The sequence below is a fragment of the Mesorhizobium sp. ORM8.1 genome (assembly GCF_053005525.2).
Genome location: NZ_CM132600.1, coordinates 5,406,117 through 5,421,660 on the forward strand (window position 1 = coordinate 5,406,117; position 15,544 = coordinate 5,421,660).

Annotated in this window: 16 protein-coding genes and 2 pseudogenes; 10 read left to right on the top strand and 8 right to left on the bottom strand. The window is 61.7% G+C overall.

Annotated features, from left to right (window positions below; translation table 11 throughout):
- The first annotated feature begins 132 nt into the window (after window positions 1–132).
- A complete protein-coding gene (locus ACVDG8_RS26995) occupies window positions 133–1,329 on the top strand; it encodes an IS256 family transposase (RefSeq protein WP_447251155.1) in 1,197 nt (398 codons plus the stop codon).
- A gap of 462 nt (window positions 1,330–1,791) precedes the next feature.
- Here the strand turns inward: ACVDG8_RS26995 and ACVDG8_RS27000 are convergent, their stop codons facing one another.
- From ACVDG8_RS27000 to ACVDG8_RS27015, 4 genes are all read right to left on the bottom strand, one after another.
- Window positions 1,792–3,036 (bottom strand): MgtC/SapB family protein, encoded by a 1,245-nt coding sequence (locus ACVDG8_RS27000; protein ID WP_447251156.1) that lies wholly within the window; start codon window positions 3,034–3,036, stop codon window positions 1,792–1,794.
- An 89-nt stretch (window positions 3,037–3,125) separates the two neighbouring features.
- A complete protein-coding gene (locus tag ACVDG8_RS27005; protein WP_447251157.1) occupies window positions 3,126–3,575 on the bottom strand; it encodes a pyridoxamine 5'-phosphate oxidase family protein in 450 nt (149 codons plus the stop codon).
- A gap of 10 nt (window positions 3,576–3,585) precedes the next feature.
- Complete coding sequence (locus ACVDG8_RS27010) at window positions 3,586–4,308, bottom strand: phosphoribosyltransferase (RefSeq protein WP_447251158.1); 723 nt, start codon at window positions 4,306–4,308, stop codon at window positions 3,586–3,588.
- Window positions 4,309–4,310: 2 nt separating this feature from the next.
- Window positions 4,311–4,775 (bottom strand): DUF2267 domain-containing protein, encoded by a 465-nt coding sequence (locus ACVDG8_RS27015; protein WP_455707286.1) that lies wholly within the window; start codon window positions 4,773–4,775, stop codon window positions 4,311–4,313.
- 152 nt (window positions 4,776–4,927) lie between these two features.
- On the opposite strand from ACVDG8_RS27015, the gene ACVDG8_RS27020 reads away from it, so the two are divergent.
- Window positions 4,928–5,122 (top strand): hypothetical protein, encoded by a 195-nt coding sequence (locus ACVDG8_RS27020; RefSeq protein ID WP_447251160.1) that lies wholly within the window; start codon window positions 4,928–4,930, stop codon window positions 5,120–5,122.
- 76 nt (window positions 5,123–5,198) lie between these two features.
- On the opposite strand, the gene ACVDG8_RS27025 is transcribed toward ACVDG8_RS27020, so the two are convergent.
- Window positions 5,199–5,738 (bottom strand): Hsp20/alpha crystallin family protein, encoded by a 540-nt coding sequence (locus ACVDG8_RS27025; RefSeq protein ID WP_447251161.1) that lies wholly within the window; start codon window positions 5,736–5,738, stop codon window positions 5,199–5,201.
- Window positions 5,739–6,150: 412 nt separating this feature from the next.
- Between ACVDG8_RS27025 and ACVDG8_RS27030 the strand changes: the two are divergent.
- A pseudogene (locus tag ACVDG8_RS27030) lies at window positions 6,151–6,294 on the top strand (IS481 family transposase); the annotation flags it as partial.
- Between the two features lie 49 nt (window positions 6,295–6,343).
- Here ACVDG8_RS27030 and ACVDG8_RS27035 read toward each other — a convergent pair.
- Genes ACVDG8_RS27035 through ACVDG8_RS27045 form a run of 3 tightly spaced genes read right to left on the bottom strand, consistent with a single transcriptional unit; the run spans window position 6,344 to window position 9,494 of the window.
- The gene (locus tag ACVDG8_RS27035) at window positions 6,344–7,954 is read right to left on the bottom strand and encodes an ATP-binding cassette domain-containing protein (protein WP_447251162.1); all 1,611 of its coding nucleotides are present in this window, start codon (window positions 7,952–7,954) and stop codon (window positions 6,344–6,346) included.
- Window positions 7,951–8,682, bottom strand: coding sequence for a hypothetical protein (locus tag ACVDG8_RS27040; RefSeq protein WP_455707287.1), 732 nt, complete (start codon window positions 8,680–8,682; stop codon window positions 7,951–7,953). Before ACVDG8_RS27040 ends, ACVDG8_RS27035 begins: the two co-directional genes overlap by 4 nt.
- On the bottom strand, window positions 8,682–9,494 hold the full coding sequence (locus ACVDG8_RS27045; RefSeq protein WP_455707288.1) for an ABC transporter transmembrane domain-containing protein: 813 nt from the start codon (window positions 9,492–9,494) through the stop codon (window positions 8,682–8,684). Before ACVDG8_RS27045 ends, ACVDG8_RS27040 begins: the two co-directional genes overlap by 1 nt.
- Before the next feature lie 227 nt (window positions 9,495–9,721).
- Here ACVDG8_RS27045 and ACVDG8_RS27050 point away from each other — a divergent pair, with 227 nt between their 5' ends.
- The 7 genes and pseudogenes from ACVDG8_RS27050 (at window position 9,722) to ACVDG8_RS27080 (ending at window position 15,544) form a co-directional block, all read left to right on the top strand.
- Window positions 9,722–11,296: a cytochrome ubiquinol oxidase subunit I gene (locus ACVDG8_RS27050; RefSeq protein ID WP_447251164.1), complete on the top strand. Its 1,575-nt coding sequence runs from the start codon at window positions 9,722–9,724 to the stop codon at window positions 11,294–11,296.
- Window positions 11,297–11,323: 27 nt separating this feature from the next.
- Window positions 11,324–12,478 carry a cytochrome d ubiquinol oxidase subunit II gene (gene cydB / locus ACVDG8_RS27055; protein ID WP_447251165.1) on the top strand — a complete coding sequence of 385 codons (1,155 nt, stop codon included), beginning with the start codon at window positions 11,324–11,326 and terminating at the stop codon, window positions 12,476–12,478.
- A gap of 23 nt (window positions 12,479–12,501) precedes the next feature.
- Window positions 12,502–12,633 (top strand): cytochrome bd-I oxidase subunit CydX, encoded by a 132-nt coding sequence (gene cydX, locus ACVDG8_RS27060; RefSeq protein WP_447251166.1) that lies wholly within the window; start codon window positions 12,502–12,504, stop codon window positions 12,631–12,633.
- 402 nt (window positions 12,634–13,035) lie between these two features.
- Window positions 13,036–13,227, top strand: a complete 192-nt coding sequence (locus ACVDG8_RS27065) for a hypothetical protein (RefSeq protein ID WP_447251167.1) — start codon at window positions 13,036–13,038, stop codon at window positions 13,225–13,227.
- The gene (locus ACVDG8_RS27070; RefSeq protein WP_447251168.1) at window positions 13,224–13,523 is read left to right on the top strand and encodes a lipocalin-like domain-containing protein; all 300 of its coding nucleotides are present in this window, start codon (window positions 13,224–13,226) and stop codon (window positions 13,521–13,523) included. Before ACVDG8_RS27065 ends, ACVDG8_RS27070 begins: the two co-directional genes overlap by 4 nt.
- A 125-nt stretch (window positions 13,524–13,648) precedes the next feature.
- Window positions 13,649–15,002, top strand: a pseudogene (locus ACVDG8_RS27075) (hypothetical protein).
- Between the two features lie 20 nt (window positions 15,003–15,022).
- Window positions 15,023–15,544: a DUF2249 domain-containing protein gene (locus ACVDG8_RS27080; protein ID WP_447251170.1), complete on the top strand. Its 522-nt coding sequence runs from the start codon at window positions 15,023–15,025 to the stop codon at window positions 15,542–15,544.

The window sequence follows — 15,544 nt, forward strand, 5'->3', positions numbered from 1 at the left end:
CCGTAGGCAGAACCAGAGTTTGCGCAGATCGGATCGGTAGTGTGCTGAGAGTTCTGCAAATTCGCTGAGAGGGGGCGGTCATGGCAGGCTGGTGATTGTTCACGTCACCGATTCCCGCGAAGGAACGCCACCATGACCAAGATTGAAAGTAAGACCGCCAGCGCTGCCGTCAAAGACATTCTGCTTTCGAACCCGGATGGACTGCACGAAGTGATCCGCGCGGTGATGCAGGAGGTGCTCGAGGCCGAGATGGACGAGGCGCTTGGTGCTTCGAAAAGCGAACGCACGCCGGAGCGGCTGGGCTACCGCTCGGGCTACTATGGCCGCACCCTTGTCACGCGTGTCGGCAAGCTTGAGCTGCGGGTTCCGCAGGACCGCTCGGGGCGCTTCTCGACCGAATTGTTCGAGCGCTACCAGCGTTCGGAGCGAGCCTTGGTGGCGACGCTGGCCGAGATGTATGTGCAGGGTGTGTCGACCAGGAAGGTGAAGGCGATCACCGAGGAGCTGTGCGGTCATGCGTTTTCGGCCTCGTCGATCTCGGCCATCAACAAGCGGCTGGACGAGAGCCTCGCTGCCTTTGCCAGGCGCCCCCTTCAAGAGCCGTTCCCTTACCTCATCCTCGACGCGCGCTATGAGAAGGTGCGTGAAGCCGGCGTCGTCATGAGCCAGGCGGTGCTGATCGCTGTCGGCATCGACTGGGACGGAAGGCGCCAGATCCTGGCTGTGGAGATGGCCAATCGCGAGAGCCGTTCGGCCTGGAAAGACTTTCTCGTCTCGCTGAAGGCGCGCGGCCTCAAGGGTGTCGAGCTGGTCGTCTCCGACGACCATGCCGGCCTCGTGGCGGCGATCGGTGAGGTGATCCCGGAAGCGGCATGGCAACGCTGCTACGTCCACTTCCTCAGGAACGCGCTCGATCACCTGCCGAGGAAGCATGGCGACGATTGTCTGCAGGAGCTCAGATGGCTCTACGACCGGCGCGATCTCGCCGAGGCAAGGGCCGATCTCGCCGCATGGCTGTCCAAATGGTCCGCCCGCTACCCGCGGCTGACCAGCTGGGCGGAAGAAGCCATAGAACAGACGCTGACCTTCTTCCGGCTGCCGCGCCAGCACCACAAGCACCTGAAGTCCACCAACATGCTCGAACGGCTCAACGAGGAGATCAGGCGCCGCACCTATGTCGTGCGCATCTTCCCCAATGCCGAAAGCTGCCTGCGCCTGGTCAGGGCATTGGCCGTCGAAACCAACGAAAACTGGATGGAGGCCAACCGCTACATCAACATGGACGACCTGCGCGAGCACAAGAAGCTCGCGCTGCGCCAAGCCGCATGACCAGCATCGTGGCCGCCCCAATTTTGCAGAACTTGACGCACACAACCATCGGATCTGCGGTGTACCACAAAGCCTCGAAGGCGAGCCTAATGGCTGGCGCTGGAGTCGGAGTACACGAAGCTCTGACTTGGCATCCAGAGCAATGACTTGCGACTAGTTCAGGTGGATTATCTTTGTCATCGGACAAACACACTCACCTTTTCGACCATAAGGTTCACGCGATTTGACGAGGTGGTATTGAAGCGCTGATTTAGGCGACACGCTTCCTAACTCGAAAGCAGGATCAATGCCAGAGTGAGATATACCAAGGGTTGCATGGCCTCCTGCTTCAGGCTGCATTCTCGCGTTGCTTTGAGTAGCTTGATCGAATATTTGCTTGCGATGGCTGCGGTGGCCACCGCATTCGCCGATGCCGGCCAATTCCGACTTTTTTGTCTCGAAACCTTAAGCGAGCCGCAGGTCCTAGAGCAGCTGTAAGGCAAAGTAGCCGGCGGCCGCTGCGATCGAAGTCATGCCGGCCAGAGGCAACCAGAAACTGACCGGACCCGCAAATGCGGCCAGTGTCAGGCGCCCGATCGCGTTGGCCGTCAGCGCGGTCAGCACGGCGCGTGCTACCGTTTCGATCGAGATCGAATGCTTGACCAGCCGCAGGGCGCTGAGCACTGAAGCGTCGACATCGAACGCACCCGTGATCGCAGAACTCGCCAGCAGGCCCCGCTCTTCGAATTGCGAAGCCAGTGCGGCACTGGCCGTCGAGGCAAATGCGAACAGCAACGCAAAGATCAGCAACGGCACCAGTTCGAATGGATTGCGCGATTCTGCAGGGCCGTCGTGCTTCTGGCGGCTAAGGACCAAAGCAATTGCTCCGCAGATGGCGAATGCCAGCGCGGCAGAGAGCGCCGGTGCCGCGATGGGCACTGCCACGCTCGGCGCCAGTAGCAGAACCACGAAGCAGACACGCAGGATCGAAACCATCGCCGCCAGCGAAGCCGCACCCGCGAAGGACAAAGGATTGTTCGTTGCCTTGGCTGTGCGAGCCAGCGACAAAGTGACCGCAGTGGACGAGACCACCGCGCCGGCCGCTGCGCTGACAAGCAAACCGCGCCTGCTGCCCAAGGCGCGGACCGCGACGTAACCGGCGAACGAAATCGAGGCCATCAGAACCGTCAGAAGCCAGACTTCCCACGGGTTGAAGCCGCCCCAGGGATCGAACGTACGGTTGGGCAGCAGGGGCAAAACTATGGCCGTCATCACCGCCAGGACCAGCGCCGAGCGAAGCTCGATCCAGGTCAGGCGCTTCAAGAGGCGGTGCAAGACTTCGCGACTCGCTAGAAGTGCGGCCAATGCTGCGCCGCCAGCGGCTGCAACACGAAAGTCGCCGGCCACGCAGAGCGCGCCAAGCGCAAAGACAGCCAGGCCGGCGAGAACGGTCGTAACGCTGAAATCCTCATCATGCGCGGCTTCGCGTGCCTTGTACCAAGCGAAAATGCCAGCGAAGACGAGAAAGCCGGCGACCAGCACGGAAATCGCGCTCAGCGCTTCGGCCAATGCCGCAACAACGCCACCAAGAAGCCCTGCAATGCCGAATGTGCGGATGCCGGCCGTGCGGCTGCCATCGGGAGCTTCGCGTTCTTGCCACCCGCGCTCCAAGCCAACGAGCAACCCTATCGCCAGGGCGACACCAAGTCGGACTATAACCGAGTCCATGATGAATACCCTCGCTGGGACCGCGGGATGCAACCAGCGGCTTCGATCAGCGGTCGGCCTGACTCAGCTTCCGCCAGAGCGTGACAAGTTCAGCTGTCTAGGGCCTCGCGGCCCGACAATTCCGCGATCGAAATCCTGAAGAACACGTGTGGCAAATGGTCGGCAACCGAGGACGTGGTAGGCTTCAATGCGCCCGGTTCCCACCAGTCCGTGTGTCTGCTTAAAAGCGACCATGCGTGATCAAGCTGCACCTTGTGTCCGATCCGATCGGGAAGTTCCTCAAAACGGCCGTTGACGATGACGCTTCTCCAACCTCGACCAGCGCTGTGTTCGTCGACCTGCACGCACACGAGTGAATTGGAGCGCATCCAGTCGATCTTCTTGCCCAACATGGAAAAGGCATAAAGATGGTTGTCTGCATGGGCATAGTAGAACGGCATTATATAGGGCTGCCCGTCCTTCGCACAGGCCAAGTGGCCGACGCGATTGGCCGTCAAGAACTTCGTGCATTCCAGAGTGGAAAGGGTGCGGATCTGCATCAGTGAACTCCTAGCTACCAGCTTCGTGCCGCGATTTGCTGGCGGTATGCGCGCCGGAGCGCCTTCCTTGGCCGACGTTCCGACCGCCTTCTCGCGCCTGAGAAGCGAGGGCCATAATGTCGAGGACCTCGCTGTCCGTGAGCTGCGGGAAGCTGCCATAGTAATAGCTGAGCGCCCGGAAACGGGCGGGCTGATTGAGACAGATGGTCAAATCGGCTTCCTGCGCAAGTTCGTCGACGACCTCCGGCGGCGCTACGGGCAAAGCGACAATGATCTTTCGCGGCAAACGACGCTTCAAGGCGCGAATGGCCACCTTCATCGTCGTTCCCGTCGCTGCCCCATCATCGACAATAACAACGGTTTTGCTGGCGACTGATAATGGTAGTTCTTTCCCACGATATGCCGTTCGGCGCCGCTCCAATTCGGGGCGTTCCTGCGCGATCAGAACACGAAGAGCGCTGTCACCGAGAGCGTAGGCTTCCACGATCTCCCGATTGAGAACGACGTCCGGTGGGTCACCATCCACGATGGCTGCAACGGCCAGTTCCGGATTGCCCGGGGCCCCGACTTTTCGAACGATGACCAAATCCAAAGGCGCTTTGAGGGCCTTGGCAACCTCGGCGGCGACGGGAACGCCACCGCGCGGCAGGGCCAAGACGATCGGATCCCTCAACTGAAGCAGTTCCAGCGAAGCTCCGAGCTTTTGTCCGGCCTCCTGGCGATCGCGAAACACGGTCAATCCTCCGGCCAGAGTCGGCGCAGCGACTTCTTCATCGAGTTGCGGACCTGGGCGATCTCGCCGTGAGAGATGTGGCGGTCGAGGAGCCTGAACACCGCTCCGATGGCCTTATCGACATCGATCTCCGGCTCGTAGCCAAAGCCGTTTCGGACGCAGATCACGAAGTCGCGCTTCTTGCGTTCCCAGGCAGGTTCGGCCGGGTTCCAGCCTTCGAAATAGACGCCTCTGATCAGCGTTGGCAACTGGGCCGACAGATCGGCCAGTTCCTCCGGCGATAGCCAGTCGCGCAAGGTATGCAGGACCGCCTTCAACAAGCGGAATGCGCTTTGCTCGTTCCAGTCCAAATCCTTGGCGAGTTCGTTCACCCATTGCTGCGCCTGCTCGGCCGCGTGTGTGATCGACGTGTGTGAAACGGAGTGTGTCATGGTTGCGATCCCCTGTGTGTTTCCTTTCTCCGCCATTCAGACCCGTGCGCATTGCGTTAGGTCAATTTGATGCGTGGTTCATGGTTGAGCCGCCTGGCGTTGTGATGCTTCGAGAATGGCTGGGACACTGAAAGCTATTAGGTATAGTCTCCAGGCAATGCGTCTTGTCGAGAATTGAGGGACTTGTGGTGGACCGGTTCATCGCGCGGGCCAACATCGCCCATTTCGAAGATTTGCTCTCCGGGGAAGCCGATCCAGAAACGCGACGGATGATTCAGGATTTGCTGGCGCGTGAGAAGGAGAAGCTCGAGATTGCAGAACGCCAGGCGGAAGCAGACCACAAGCCTATTGCTCCCTCTCAGGCGGACGATCCAGCAGCGTAAGCGAAGCCCGCTGGGCAGAAGCGGTTTCTTCCCCAGTGCACCGCCGGGCGCACTGAGCAAGTGATCCTTCGCACCGCTATGCTGCTTTGACGGTAATCTTCTTTTCGGCCTTCTGAGCCTCGGCGGTCTTGGGCATCTTCACGGTCAGCACGCCCTTGGCGAAGCTGGCGTCGATCTTGTCGGGGTCGACCCCTTCGGGCAGCTGGAACGAGCGCTGGAACGAGCCATAGCGGCGTTCCGAGAGATAGTAGTCCTTCTCCTTTTCCTCCTTCTCTTCGTTTTTCTCGCCCTTGATCGTCAGCATGCGGTTGACGAGCTTGATTTCGACGTTCTTCTCGTCGATGCCCGGCAGTTCGGCGGTTATCTCGAACCCGTTGACCTTCTCGACCAGATCCATGGCCGGCGCGACGGGCCAGGCAACGCTACGCAGCTCAGGCAGTTCGCGGCCGAAAAGCGAACGCGTCGAGGGCAGACGGAAATCGAAGGGATGGAAGTCGTCGAAGAGCCGGTCGACTTCGCGGCGCAGGCTTTCGAACGACCCCGTCCACCTTTCCGACCTGGCGGTGGGGACATTCTTTTCGGATTTCACGGGCAGTTTGGTAGTGGCTTCAGCCATGGCTCTCTCCATCGGGCAAGTTGATCGGCAAGCGCCGCCGCCGCCGCTCTTCGCCGCAGGGCGTCAGAGTCGGAGGTCAGCGGGCCCGCTCGACAGGTGTCTCCACTGGTCCATTGCTTCGCGAGTTCCGCGTTTGGCGCGGGTCGTCGCGCCCGCGTTGCCAGTGCACGCTCAACCTATCGAGGGCTCGTATCGAAGCACCAAGCAAACCGGCCATCCTTGATCAGCATCAAACGAGCTCGAAGAGCCGGGCGGATTTCGATCGCCGAGCATGGCCAGACATAGCCGGGTTGATGCGGATGCCTTGACGCAGATCAACGCTCGCTCGCCGCATCTGGACGAGGGTAAAAAATAAGCGCTGACGCCCGTCGTCTTCTGGTTAAATTAGGAATCAGGGCCACGTCCTGGCTTCTTCGTAACCGCCTACAATTTCGCCAAGCACCTCAAGGCCCTGAGATGGAAAACACCCTATCAGTTGATCTGAGACGCATGGATAAAGGACCCGTCAACCTTCAAAATTAATCCGCACCACCTCATTTCGGGACCTCACACCTAGCACAGCGAATTTTATCACCTAGCCTTTCAGACCAGGCGCCTAATCGCGATCATTGCAGTCGAACCGCCGCGGACCCTTTCGGTGTCAGCTCTTCATGACTGGAGAGGATTACGATCCGCTCCTGCAACCGGTGTAGCAGGGCGTCGAGAATGCGCTTGCCTTGTTCGGCCGGGAGATGCTCGGTCGGTTCGTCCAGGAGTACTATGGGCATATCGGAAAGCCATGCACGGGCGAGGTTCAATCTTTGTGCCTCGCCGAGCGAAAGCACATCCTGTGTGATCCAGCCGTCCAGGCCGCCCGCCGCGCTGATCCGGTCCTGAAGTTCCACAGTGATCAACGCGCTCCACAGCTCATCGTCGCTGGTATGCGGGGCAAACAGGTTCTCGCGCACTGTGTCGGCAAGAATCGTCGCGTCGTGGGGGCAGAAGCAACTCATCGCGCAGCGCGCGTCGGCGCCGAGCCCGATACCGTCGCCCAGGACACATCCATCATCGGCCTCGATCCAGCCAGCAACCTGCTTCAACATGGAGGTCTTGCCGCAGCCACTGGCACCATGCAGAACTGTTGGCCGGCCGACCTTGAACGTCGCGCTGATCGGTCTTCCGATCAGCCGGCCATCCGGGGCGTGGCGTGGCAGTCTGTCCAGCGTCAAAGACGCGATGCGCTCCGGGACATGCTTGCGCGACAGGCCGTCCGGCGTATTCCATTTGGCCAAGGTCGCCCGGGCTGTATTCTCGCGCGCGAAGGCGACGACGATCTTCGATGCACCCAGCACGGATTCGCCGACCGCCAGCCAGGCGAAGGCCAGCAGGGCGGGCATCAGCAGGGCCTCGCCGCGCAGGCCCGACAACCATGCGGACACCAGGACGCTGAGCATGGCGCATGGCGCCAGACAGTTGGCCAAAGTGTCGAACAAGGCCTGCCTCTGGCGAAGCAGCAACACGCGCGCCTGGGCCATGGCGTAGCTATCGAACGGCACATCAAGTATTGGCCCCCAGCGGCGTTCGCCCTGCAACGGCACCACGGCTTGTATAGCAGCGCCAAGCGAGCGGGAGGCCTCTTGCCTGCTTTGGCGCATGGCCACCAGATCCGAGCTCGTTTGCTCTGCCAGGAAACGCGCCCCGACCATGTTTGCCGTGATAAGGAGCAGGATCGGTACGATTGCTAACGGCGTCATCCACAGTGTGGCCGCGACAAGCAATAGAATGGCGACGCCAAGCGTTGCCGACGGCAGCCTGACGCGCAGGCGTGCATAATCAACGTCCTCAACATCGTCGAGATAGTCGGCGAGGCGGTCTTGATTGCCAAGTTGCCAGCCGGCCTTGCGCACGGAGGGGGCCGCCGCCATCGCCGCGAAAAGCGTCGCGCGGCGCACGACCTGATCCGTGAGAGCCGCCCGGTGTCCGACAACGCGCTCGCCGTATTTGGCCGCCGTCCGGGTCAAGGCGAACAGACGTATGAATGCGGCCGGCACATGGAAGTTGAACGTCAATGCGGCAGGCGTCAGGCCCACCAGCGCGACCGCGCCGAGAAACCACACGGACACGCCGGTGAGCAGGATTCCGCCCGCAAGAGCGGCGAACGCCAGAACGAAGGCGGGAAGCCACCGCGCCCCGCTCCGGGCGTGCTCGGTCACGGTCGGGAAACCGTTCGCGTTCATGCGGCTCGATCCCGTGTATGCTGGTTGTCCGCACCAAGGTCGATCGCTGTGCTGGCAAGCATTGCCAGGCTCCTGTCATGCGTGGCCGCCAGCACGAGCCGGCCGCATGCGGCATCCGCCAGCGCGCGGCGCACCTCCGCGGCGTTGGCGGGATCAAGCTTAGCGGTCGGCTCATCGGCGAAAATGACGCGGTCCGAGATCAGCGCGCGCGCGAGACCGATGCGCACCCTTTGCCCGCCCGAAAGGTTTTCACCGCCGGCGTGGATCAGCGCATCAAGCCCGCCTGGCAAAAGAACATCGTCGAGAAGGCCGACATTTCCCGCCGCGAGCAGCAGTCTTGTCCGGCAACAGGGATCGTTTCCCCAACTGATGGCATCGCCAAGCGTGCCTTGCGGCACATAGATGTCGGTGGAGCACCATGCGATGCCCCACCGGGTGTCAAGGCTCGGTTCTATGGGAGGCATAGACCCGATCCCGGCAAGATGGCGCAGCAGTGTGGACTTGCCCGATCCGCTCGGTCCGGTGATGGCCACAAGCCCGACCCGGGGCAGGAGTGATGCGACACCGACCAGGTCCCGGGTCAAGATAGCCGCTTCGAAAGCGGGGGATTGCGGACGATCGGCCAAAACGAGTGTGTCGAGCGCGGTTGCGGCGGCAAGGCCCTCGGCCTTGGCGTGATACTGCTCGGCGTACCGGCGAAACGGGGCGAAATACTCCGGCGCGATCATCAGGATGGACAGGCTTTGCCAGAGCTGAAGGCCGGCAAAGCCGGGGTGCTTATAAGCTTGAGATGTCCGAGGCCGAGAAACACCGCGAGGATCGCGATCGACAGTGATGAGAAGAAGTCGATGATGCCGGCGTTGAGAAAGGCTATCCTGAGCACGCTCATCGTCCCCGACGTATAGGTGTCCAGCCGCGCCGAGAGCTTCTGCCTTTCTTGTGCCAGCGCATGGTTTCCCAGGATTGTCGGCAAGGTGCGGATGCGATCGGCGAACTGGGCGGCGAGACGGCCGAAGGCTTTCTCCTGCGCCTCGGCGCCGCTGCGGATCGCACTGCCGATGAGGACGAAGAAGACGATCATCACCGGCGTCAGCACGATGAGCGCAAGTGCCGCCTCCCACGAGACGGCGACGATCGCGATTGCGGCCAGCAGAGGCCCCAGCCCCAGCATGATCGACGCGAGGCGATGCCCGACTGCCAGACCGGCCACGGCTTGCGGATAGCGCTGCAGTCCGGCGATCAATGTTCCGAGCGGCATCGCCTGGATGTCGCCGGGAAGAGTCGCGGCGAGGGCGCGACGCACGGACTTAAGCAGGCCGTCGGCGACCTTCAGCTCGGTATTGGCGATGGCTCGGTCGGCCACAAGGCCTACGACGGAGCCGAGGCTCAGGTTGACCAGCGCCGCGCCAAGGAGCAGCCAGCTTGCATTCCCCGAGATCATGCGGCCCACGAACATTGCCGCTAGCCCAATGAAGGCAAGCCGCAATCCCATACGGACTATCTGCAACACCAAAGCGGCACGCAAGCTGGGGGAAGCCAAGCTGTGCGCCTGACAAAGTGTCCTGCCGGGGGCGTTTGACCCAGAAATGGCGTTCTGGCCAGGCGCCCTCGGCGGCTTTGGACCCGTTGGTTGGTTGTCATGGCGGTTCAAGGCGGCTCTGAGCATGAAAGGTTAATCCCATGCCGGGGCTTTCAGCGAATTGACCCACATCAAAGGCGCAGCCGCGGAACACGCTATCGAAGCGAACACTATTGCGGAGCTCTCCAATGACCAGCCCATTGCTTGTGGAACTGTCGCGGCTGCAATTCGCGCTGACGGCCATGTATCACTTCCTGTTTGTTCCGCTCACGCTCGGCCTCTCCATCATGCTTGCGATGATGGAGACGGTCTACGTCATGACGGGCCGCACGATCTGGCGCGAAATGGTCAAGTTCTGGGGTGTGCTGTTCGGCATCAATTTCGCGCTTGGCGTCGCCACCGGCCTCACCATGGAATTCGAATTCGGCATGAACTGGGCCTATTACTCGCACTATGTCGGTGACGTGTTTGGAGCGCCCCTCGCGATCGAAGGCCTGATGGCGTTCTTTCTCGAGGCGACCTTTGTCGGCCTGTTCTTCTTCGGCTGGGAAAAGCTCTCGGCGCGCGCGCACCTCGCCGTTACCTGGCTTGTCGCGCTGGGCACCAACTTGTCGGCGCTGTGGATTCTGATCGCCAACGGCTGGATGCAGAATCCCGTCGGTTCGGCCTTCAACCCGGATACAATGCGCATGGAAGTGACGGACTTCACGTCTGTCCTCTTCAACCCCGTCGCACAGGCGAAGTTCGTCCACACTGTTTCGGCGGGCTATGTCTGCGGCGCCATCTTCGTGCTCGGCGTCTCGGCGTTTTATATGCTGCGCGGGCGGCACATCGATCTTGCCAAGCGCTCCTTCGTCATCGCTGCGGCGTTCGGCATGGCTTCCTCGCTGTCGGTTATCGTACTCGGTGATGAGAGCGGCTACGCCATCACCGACAATCAGAAGATGAAGCTCGCGGCAATGGAGGCGATGTGGGAGACCGAACCGGCACCCGCTTCCTTCACCGCGTTCGGGATCCCCAGCATGAGCGATCGCACGACCCATTTCGCCGTGCATATCCCCTGGGTCATGGGCCTTATCGGCACGCGCTCCATCGACAAGCAAATCCCCGGCATCTTCGAACTCGTCCAGAAGGCCGAGGGACGCATTCGCAACGGGCTGACCGCATACGATGCGCTCGAAAAGCTCAAGATCAACCATGGCGACGTTGCGGCACGCGCAAGCTTCGATGCGACAAGCAAGGATCTTGGCTACGCCCTGCTGCTGAAGCGGACCATCGAGGATCCGCGCCTGGCAAACGACGATCAGATCAAGCAGGCGGCGTGGTCGACCGTTCCCGAAGTGCCGGCGATCTTTTTCACCTTCCGGCTGATGGTGCTGTGCGCTTTCGTGCTGCTCGCGGTGTTCGCGATTTCGCTGTGGCACACAATGCGCGAGACGCCCGCACCGCGCTGGCTGTTCCGCATGGCGCTGATCGCGATGCCGCTGCCATGGATTGCCGCTGAAGTAGGTTGGTTCGTCGCCGAATTCGGCCGGCAGCCATGGATCATCGAGGGTACGCTGCCGACCTTCCTGGCGACCTCCGATCTTGGCATCCCTGACCTTCTGATCACCATCCTTGGGTTCACTGTCGTCTATGGCGTCCTGGCAGTGATCGAGGTGAGACTGATGTTGCAGGCAATAGCGAAGGGTCCGGCCGTCAGCGCCAATGCCGCGCCACCTGTCGGCGAAAGCAAACGTGTCCATCTGGCGGCCGCCCAGTAAACCCGGGATCTGCAAGGAACAATGACGATGATCGATTTTCTCTTCAACTACGAAACACTGCGGATTGTGTGGTGGGTGCTGCTCGGCGTCCTTTTGATCGGCTTCGCGGTGACGGACGGGTTCGACATGGGCGTCGGGGCGCTTCTGCCCTTCGTCGCAAAGACGGACATCGAGCGGCGGGTTGCCATCAACACTATCGGACCGGTCTGGGAAGGCAATCAGGTCTGGTTCGTGCTTGGCGGCGGTGCCATCTTCGCTGCGTGGCCGGCGCTCTACGCGTTGAGCTTCTCCGGCTTCTACCTCGCCATGTTCGTGGTGCTGTTCGCGATGATTTTGCGGCCGGTCGCCTTCAAGTATCGCTCCAAGCGGGAAGACCCGCGCTGGCGTTCGAACTGGGACTGGGCGCTGTTCATTGGCGGCGCCGTACCGGCGCTCATCTTCGGTGTGGCGGTGGGCAATGCGCTACGAGGCGTGCCGTTCCACTTCAACACTGACCTTCGACCGATCTACGAGGGCACCCTGTTCGGCCTTCTCAACCCGATGGCGCTCTATTGCGGCCTGGTTTCACTGTCCATGCTGGTGACGCACGGCGCTGCATGGCTAGCCTTTAAGGCGGAAGGCCCGGTGGCCGACCGCGCCCGCATCATCGGGGGCAGGGCTGCGCTGGCCACTCCCATCTTGTTTGCCGGCGGTGGCGTGCTTGTCTGGCTCGGGTTGCTCGGCGGCTATGAGGTCACGAGCGCTATCATCTGGGATGGCCCGTCCAACCCGCTGGGCAAGACCGTGATCGCAAATGCGAGCGGGTGGCTTCGCAACTTCTACGCCACGCCGGCACTGTGCCTGGTGCCCGTGCTGGGCATCGCAGCACCGCTGATCGCCGCCGTTGGCTTCCGCGCGCATCGCGAAGGCCTGACCTTCATTGCGTCGAAGATCGGCATTTTCTGCATCATCGCGACTGTGGGTCTGGCTATGTTCCCGATCATCCTGCCGTCGAGCACCAATCCGGGCCATTCGCTTGCGGTGTTCGACGCATCCTCAAGCCGCGAAACGTTGCGCAACATGCTGATTGCGGCCGTCATCTTCCTGCCGCTCATCCTTGTCTATACGGCGTGGGTCTACAGTGTGCTTTGGGGCAAAGTCAGCGAAGCTTCCGTGCGCGGCGCCGGTTCATCGGCTTATTGAAACAGAGACTGGAGATTGTAACGATGTGGTACTTCGCCTGGATTCTCGGCCTCGGACTGGCCGCTACGGTCGGCATCCTGAATGCCCTCTGGTACGAACTGCGCGCGGTTCGCGAGCAGGTCTCCGAAGGAATTGAGCACTTGGAAGCGCCGTGAGACGCCGCAGCTAAACCTCCGTTGTGAAAACGGTGTCAGGTATCAGCTTGCCAGAGGAAAGCCATGCGCACGCCAGGCGCCGATGCCGCCGCCCAAATGGGTGTCGCGCGCCGGTCCTGCAGCCATGGCTATGGCAATCGCTTGTGATAACCGGTCGCCGGCGTGGCAATAAAACACGAGGGGTTGCCGGATAGAATGCGGTCTATCTCGTCACGAAGCCTGCCTAAGGAATATGGATGGCGCCGCCTTTATGCCCAGACGTCCACTCGCCGTCCTCCCTTACGTCTACAAGCGTGACGGCGTCACCCATCTGGCGCACTTGCGTCGCCGGCAGCGCTCCAAAACCAAACAGGGCACTGGAAGGGCGAGCTGACGCCTGAGGATGAGCACGCAAGCGCTCTTTTGGCGGCTCTCGACTACCTGAAATGTGGGTATACGGGTTTTGTCGATCCGGGCACGGTCCTTGCGCCGGATGCGGTCGCGGCCGTCGCGGATGAGGCCGGCATTCGCATCTGGCTCACCGACCCTTACGTGGCCGATGGCGGCGAGGCGCTGGCCACGAAGACGCGCGTTCCAATCCCGATCGCCGCATGATGACGATCATCACGTCAGCCGACCGAGAAATGCCTCAGACCAAGTCTGATGAGGCTGAACTGTTCGGCAGCATGATGGGATATTCGGGCACCTCCAGGCTGGAGGGCGACAACAAGTTTGTCGTTCATGCCGATATTGCGTGGCGTCCGGGCTGGGTGGGTAGCGAACAGACGCGGATCTTCTCAGTGGATGGTGACATTCTCTTGAACTCGAGACGTCTCGTCTTCGCCAAACAGCTTGCGTTTGGACAAAGAACTGAAATCACGGCTGGTCAGAATGTTACGGCATTGTGCTGAACTGGCAGACCGATGCGCCTGATCCTCAACGCTTGGCTACCTTTCGCTGGAGCGCCGACAACCATGACACTCGGATGTTTTTTAGTGCCGATCTCGAACGTCGGCGACGCTTCATGGAGGAAATCATGATGCACTCGGCGCTGTCGCGCTGGACGATGTCCTATTTCACAGCAGCGCTGCTCTTTTTTTGTCGGGGCTCAGACGCTAATGGTCGCCGGCTACGGTTTCCCTTCGGTGGTGGCGGAGGCGCCCGAAACGCTGGTCGTCGTGCATATGGTGACGATCGGTTGGCTCAGTTTGCTGATGTGCGGTGCCCTGTTCCAGTTCGTGCCGGTGCTGATCGCCAGGCCGCTGTGCGGCGAGCGGCTGGTGCTGCCTGCGCTGTTCTGCCTTTTGACCGGCCTTGGATGTCTTCTTGGCGGCTTCCTGGAGCTTTCGGGCGTGTTCGAGACGCGAGTCCCGTTGCTTGCGATCGCTGGCGCGCTGCTGCCAGCCGGCTTTGCATTGGTGGCAGGCGTGCTCGGCCGCACGCTCTGGGGCGCTCGTCTTCCACTACCCGCGCGTTTCGTCGCGGTGGCCCTGCCGAGCGTGCTCGCTACCGCCATCCTCGGCGCGCTGTTCGCGCTGCTGCTCTCCGGCTACCTTCCAGCACTGGCCGAGGTCGACTTTCGAACGCATGCACTTCCCATTCACATCGCGGTCGGGCTTGGCGGGTGGCTGAGCTTTACTGCGATCGGCGTCTCTTACCGGCTCCTGCCCATGTTCATGCTGTCGCCGGACAAGGAGCGTCGGAGCAGTTTCGCGGTGTGGTGGACTGGCGCGGTCGGTTTGCTGCTCATCGCCTTCGCTATGCCTTTTGCAGGCCTGCTAGGAGTTCCTGGCGTGGCGCTATCGGCCCGGATGCTGGCCGTTCTGCTCGGCGGCGCATCGCTCGTCTTCTACGGCGTCGATCTGGTCTTCTTCTACCGCCACCGCAAGCGGCGCACGGTCGAACTGAACAGCAGCGCGGCGAAAGGAGCCTTTCTGGCGCTCGCCTTGTCGGCTGCCCTGCTGCTTGCCTTGCTGGCCAGCGGGACGCTGGAGCAGCATGCTGGCGCGCTGCTCTATCTCGTCGCATTCGGCTGGCTTAGCGGTCTTGGCCTCTCGCAACTCTACAAGATCGTGCCGTTCCTGACCTGGTTGGAATGCTACGGCCCCGTGATGGGCAAGAAACCAACCCCGCGCGTACAGGACCTCGTCGCAGAGCCGCGTGACCGGGTCTGGTTTGTACTCTACTTTCTTGGCGTGACGGCTGGCACGGCCGCACTGCTTGCCGAGAAGCCCGAACTGTTTCGTATCGCCGCCGGCGGGACGCTGCTCGCCACGCTGGCCATCGTGACTGAACTCGTTCTGGCCCGTCGCCTCAAGAATGTGCCCTACGCCCAGCGTTCGTCCGAAGGCGCCATGCTGCCGCGCCTTTTCCTGCCCAAGCCGCATTAAATCAACAGACGGAGGCTGCAATGACCCAATCCGACTACGAACTCGACGTCCGTCCGATCCTGGCGCAAGGCGGCGAACCCTTCGGCGCCATCATGGAGGCGGTGGCTGCGCTCGCTCCGGGGCAAGGCCTGCGCCTGCTTGCGCCCTTCAAGCCGGTTCCGCTGTTTCATGTTCTGACCCAGCGAGGGTTCGAGCCCTTGGCGCGCGAGATCGGCAATGGTGATTGGGAAGTGATCTTCAGGCCGATTGTCGGACGGCAGGATTCTGCGGCTGCGGAAGCGGACTCCGCGCCCGGCCAGAAAGCTGACGCCGAGACCTGGCCTGAACCGGTCGTGGAGCTGGATAATCGCGAACTCGAACCACCTGAGCCGATGGTGCGGACGCTCGAAGGCGTGGAGGCGCTGTCGCCTGGCCAGACACTGGCGGCACTGTTGCCGCGCGAGCCGGTCTTCCTCTTCGAAGAGCTTCAGGCGCGTGGCCATCTCTGGCGCGGAGCATTCGCGCCAGAAGGGCACTACCGGGTCGTGATCCGACGGGGTTGA

What these genes read in the sequence shown, in the direction of transcription:
- ACVDG8_RS26995 (WP_447251155.1), top strand. Translation starts at nt 133, where the DNA reads ATGACCAAGATTGAAAGTAAGACCGCCAGCGCTGCCGTCAAAGACATT.
- ACVDG8_RS27000 (WP_447251156.1), bottom strand. Translation starts at nt 3,036, where the DNA reads ATGGACTCGGTTATAGTCCGACTTGGTGTCGCCCTGGCGATAGGGTTG.
- ACVDG8_RS27005 (WP_447251157.1), bottom strand. Translation starts at nt 3,575, where the DNA reads ATGCAGATCCGCACCCTTTCCACTCTGGAATGCACGAAGTTCTTGACG.
- ACVDG8_RS27015 (WP_455707286.1), bottom strand. Translation starts at nt 4,775, where the DNA reads ATGGCGGAGAAAGGAAACACACAGGGGATCGCAACCATGACACACTCC.
- ACVDG8_RS27025 (WP_447251161.1), bottom strand. Translation starts at nt 5,738, where the DNA reads ATGGCTGAAGCCACTACCAAACTGCCCGTGAAATCCGAAAAGAATGTC.
- ACVDG8_RS27035 (WP_447251162.1), bottom strand. Translation starts at nt 7,954, where the DNA reads ATGAACGCGAACGGTTTCCCGACCGTGACCGAGCACGCCCGGAGCGGG.
- ACVDG8_RS27040 (WP_455707287.1), bottom strand. Translation starts at nt 8,682, where the DNA reads ATGATCGCGCCGGAGTATTTCGCCCCGTTTCGCCGGTACGCCGAGCAG.
- ACVDG8_RS27050 (WP_447251164.1), top strand. Translation starts at nt 9,722, where the DNA reads ATGACCAGCCCATTGCTTGTGGAACTGTCGCGGCTGCAATTCGCGCTG.
- cydB (WP_447251165.1), top strand. Translation starts at nt 11,324, where the DNA reads ATGATCGATTTTCTCTTCAACTACGAAACACTGCGGATTGTGTGGTGG.
- cydX (WP_447251166.1), top strand. Translation starts at nt 12,502, where the DNA reads ATGTGGTACTTCGCCTGGATTCTCGGCCTCGGACTGGCCGCTACGGTC.
- ACVDG8_RS27070 (WP_447251168.1), top strand. Translation starts at nt 13,224, where the DNA reads ATGATGACGATCATCACGTCAGCCGACCGAGAAATGCCTCAGACCAAG.
- ACVDG8_RS27080 (WP_447251170.1), top strand. Translation starts at nt 15,023, where the DNA reads ATGACCCAATCCGACTACGAACTCGACGTCCGTCCGATCCTGGCGCAA.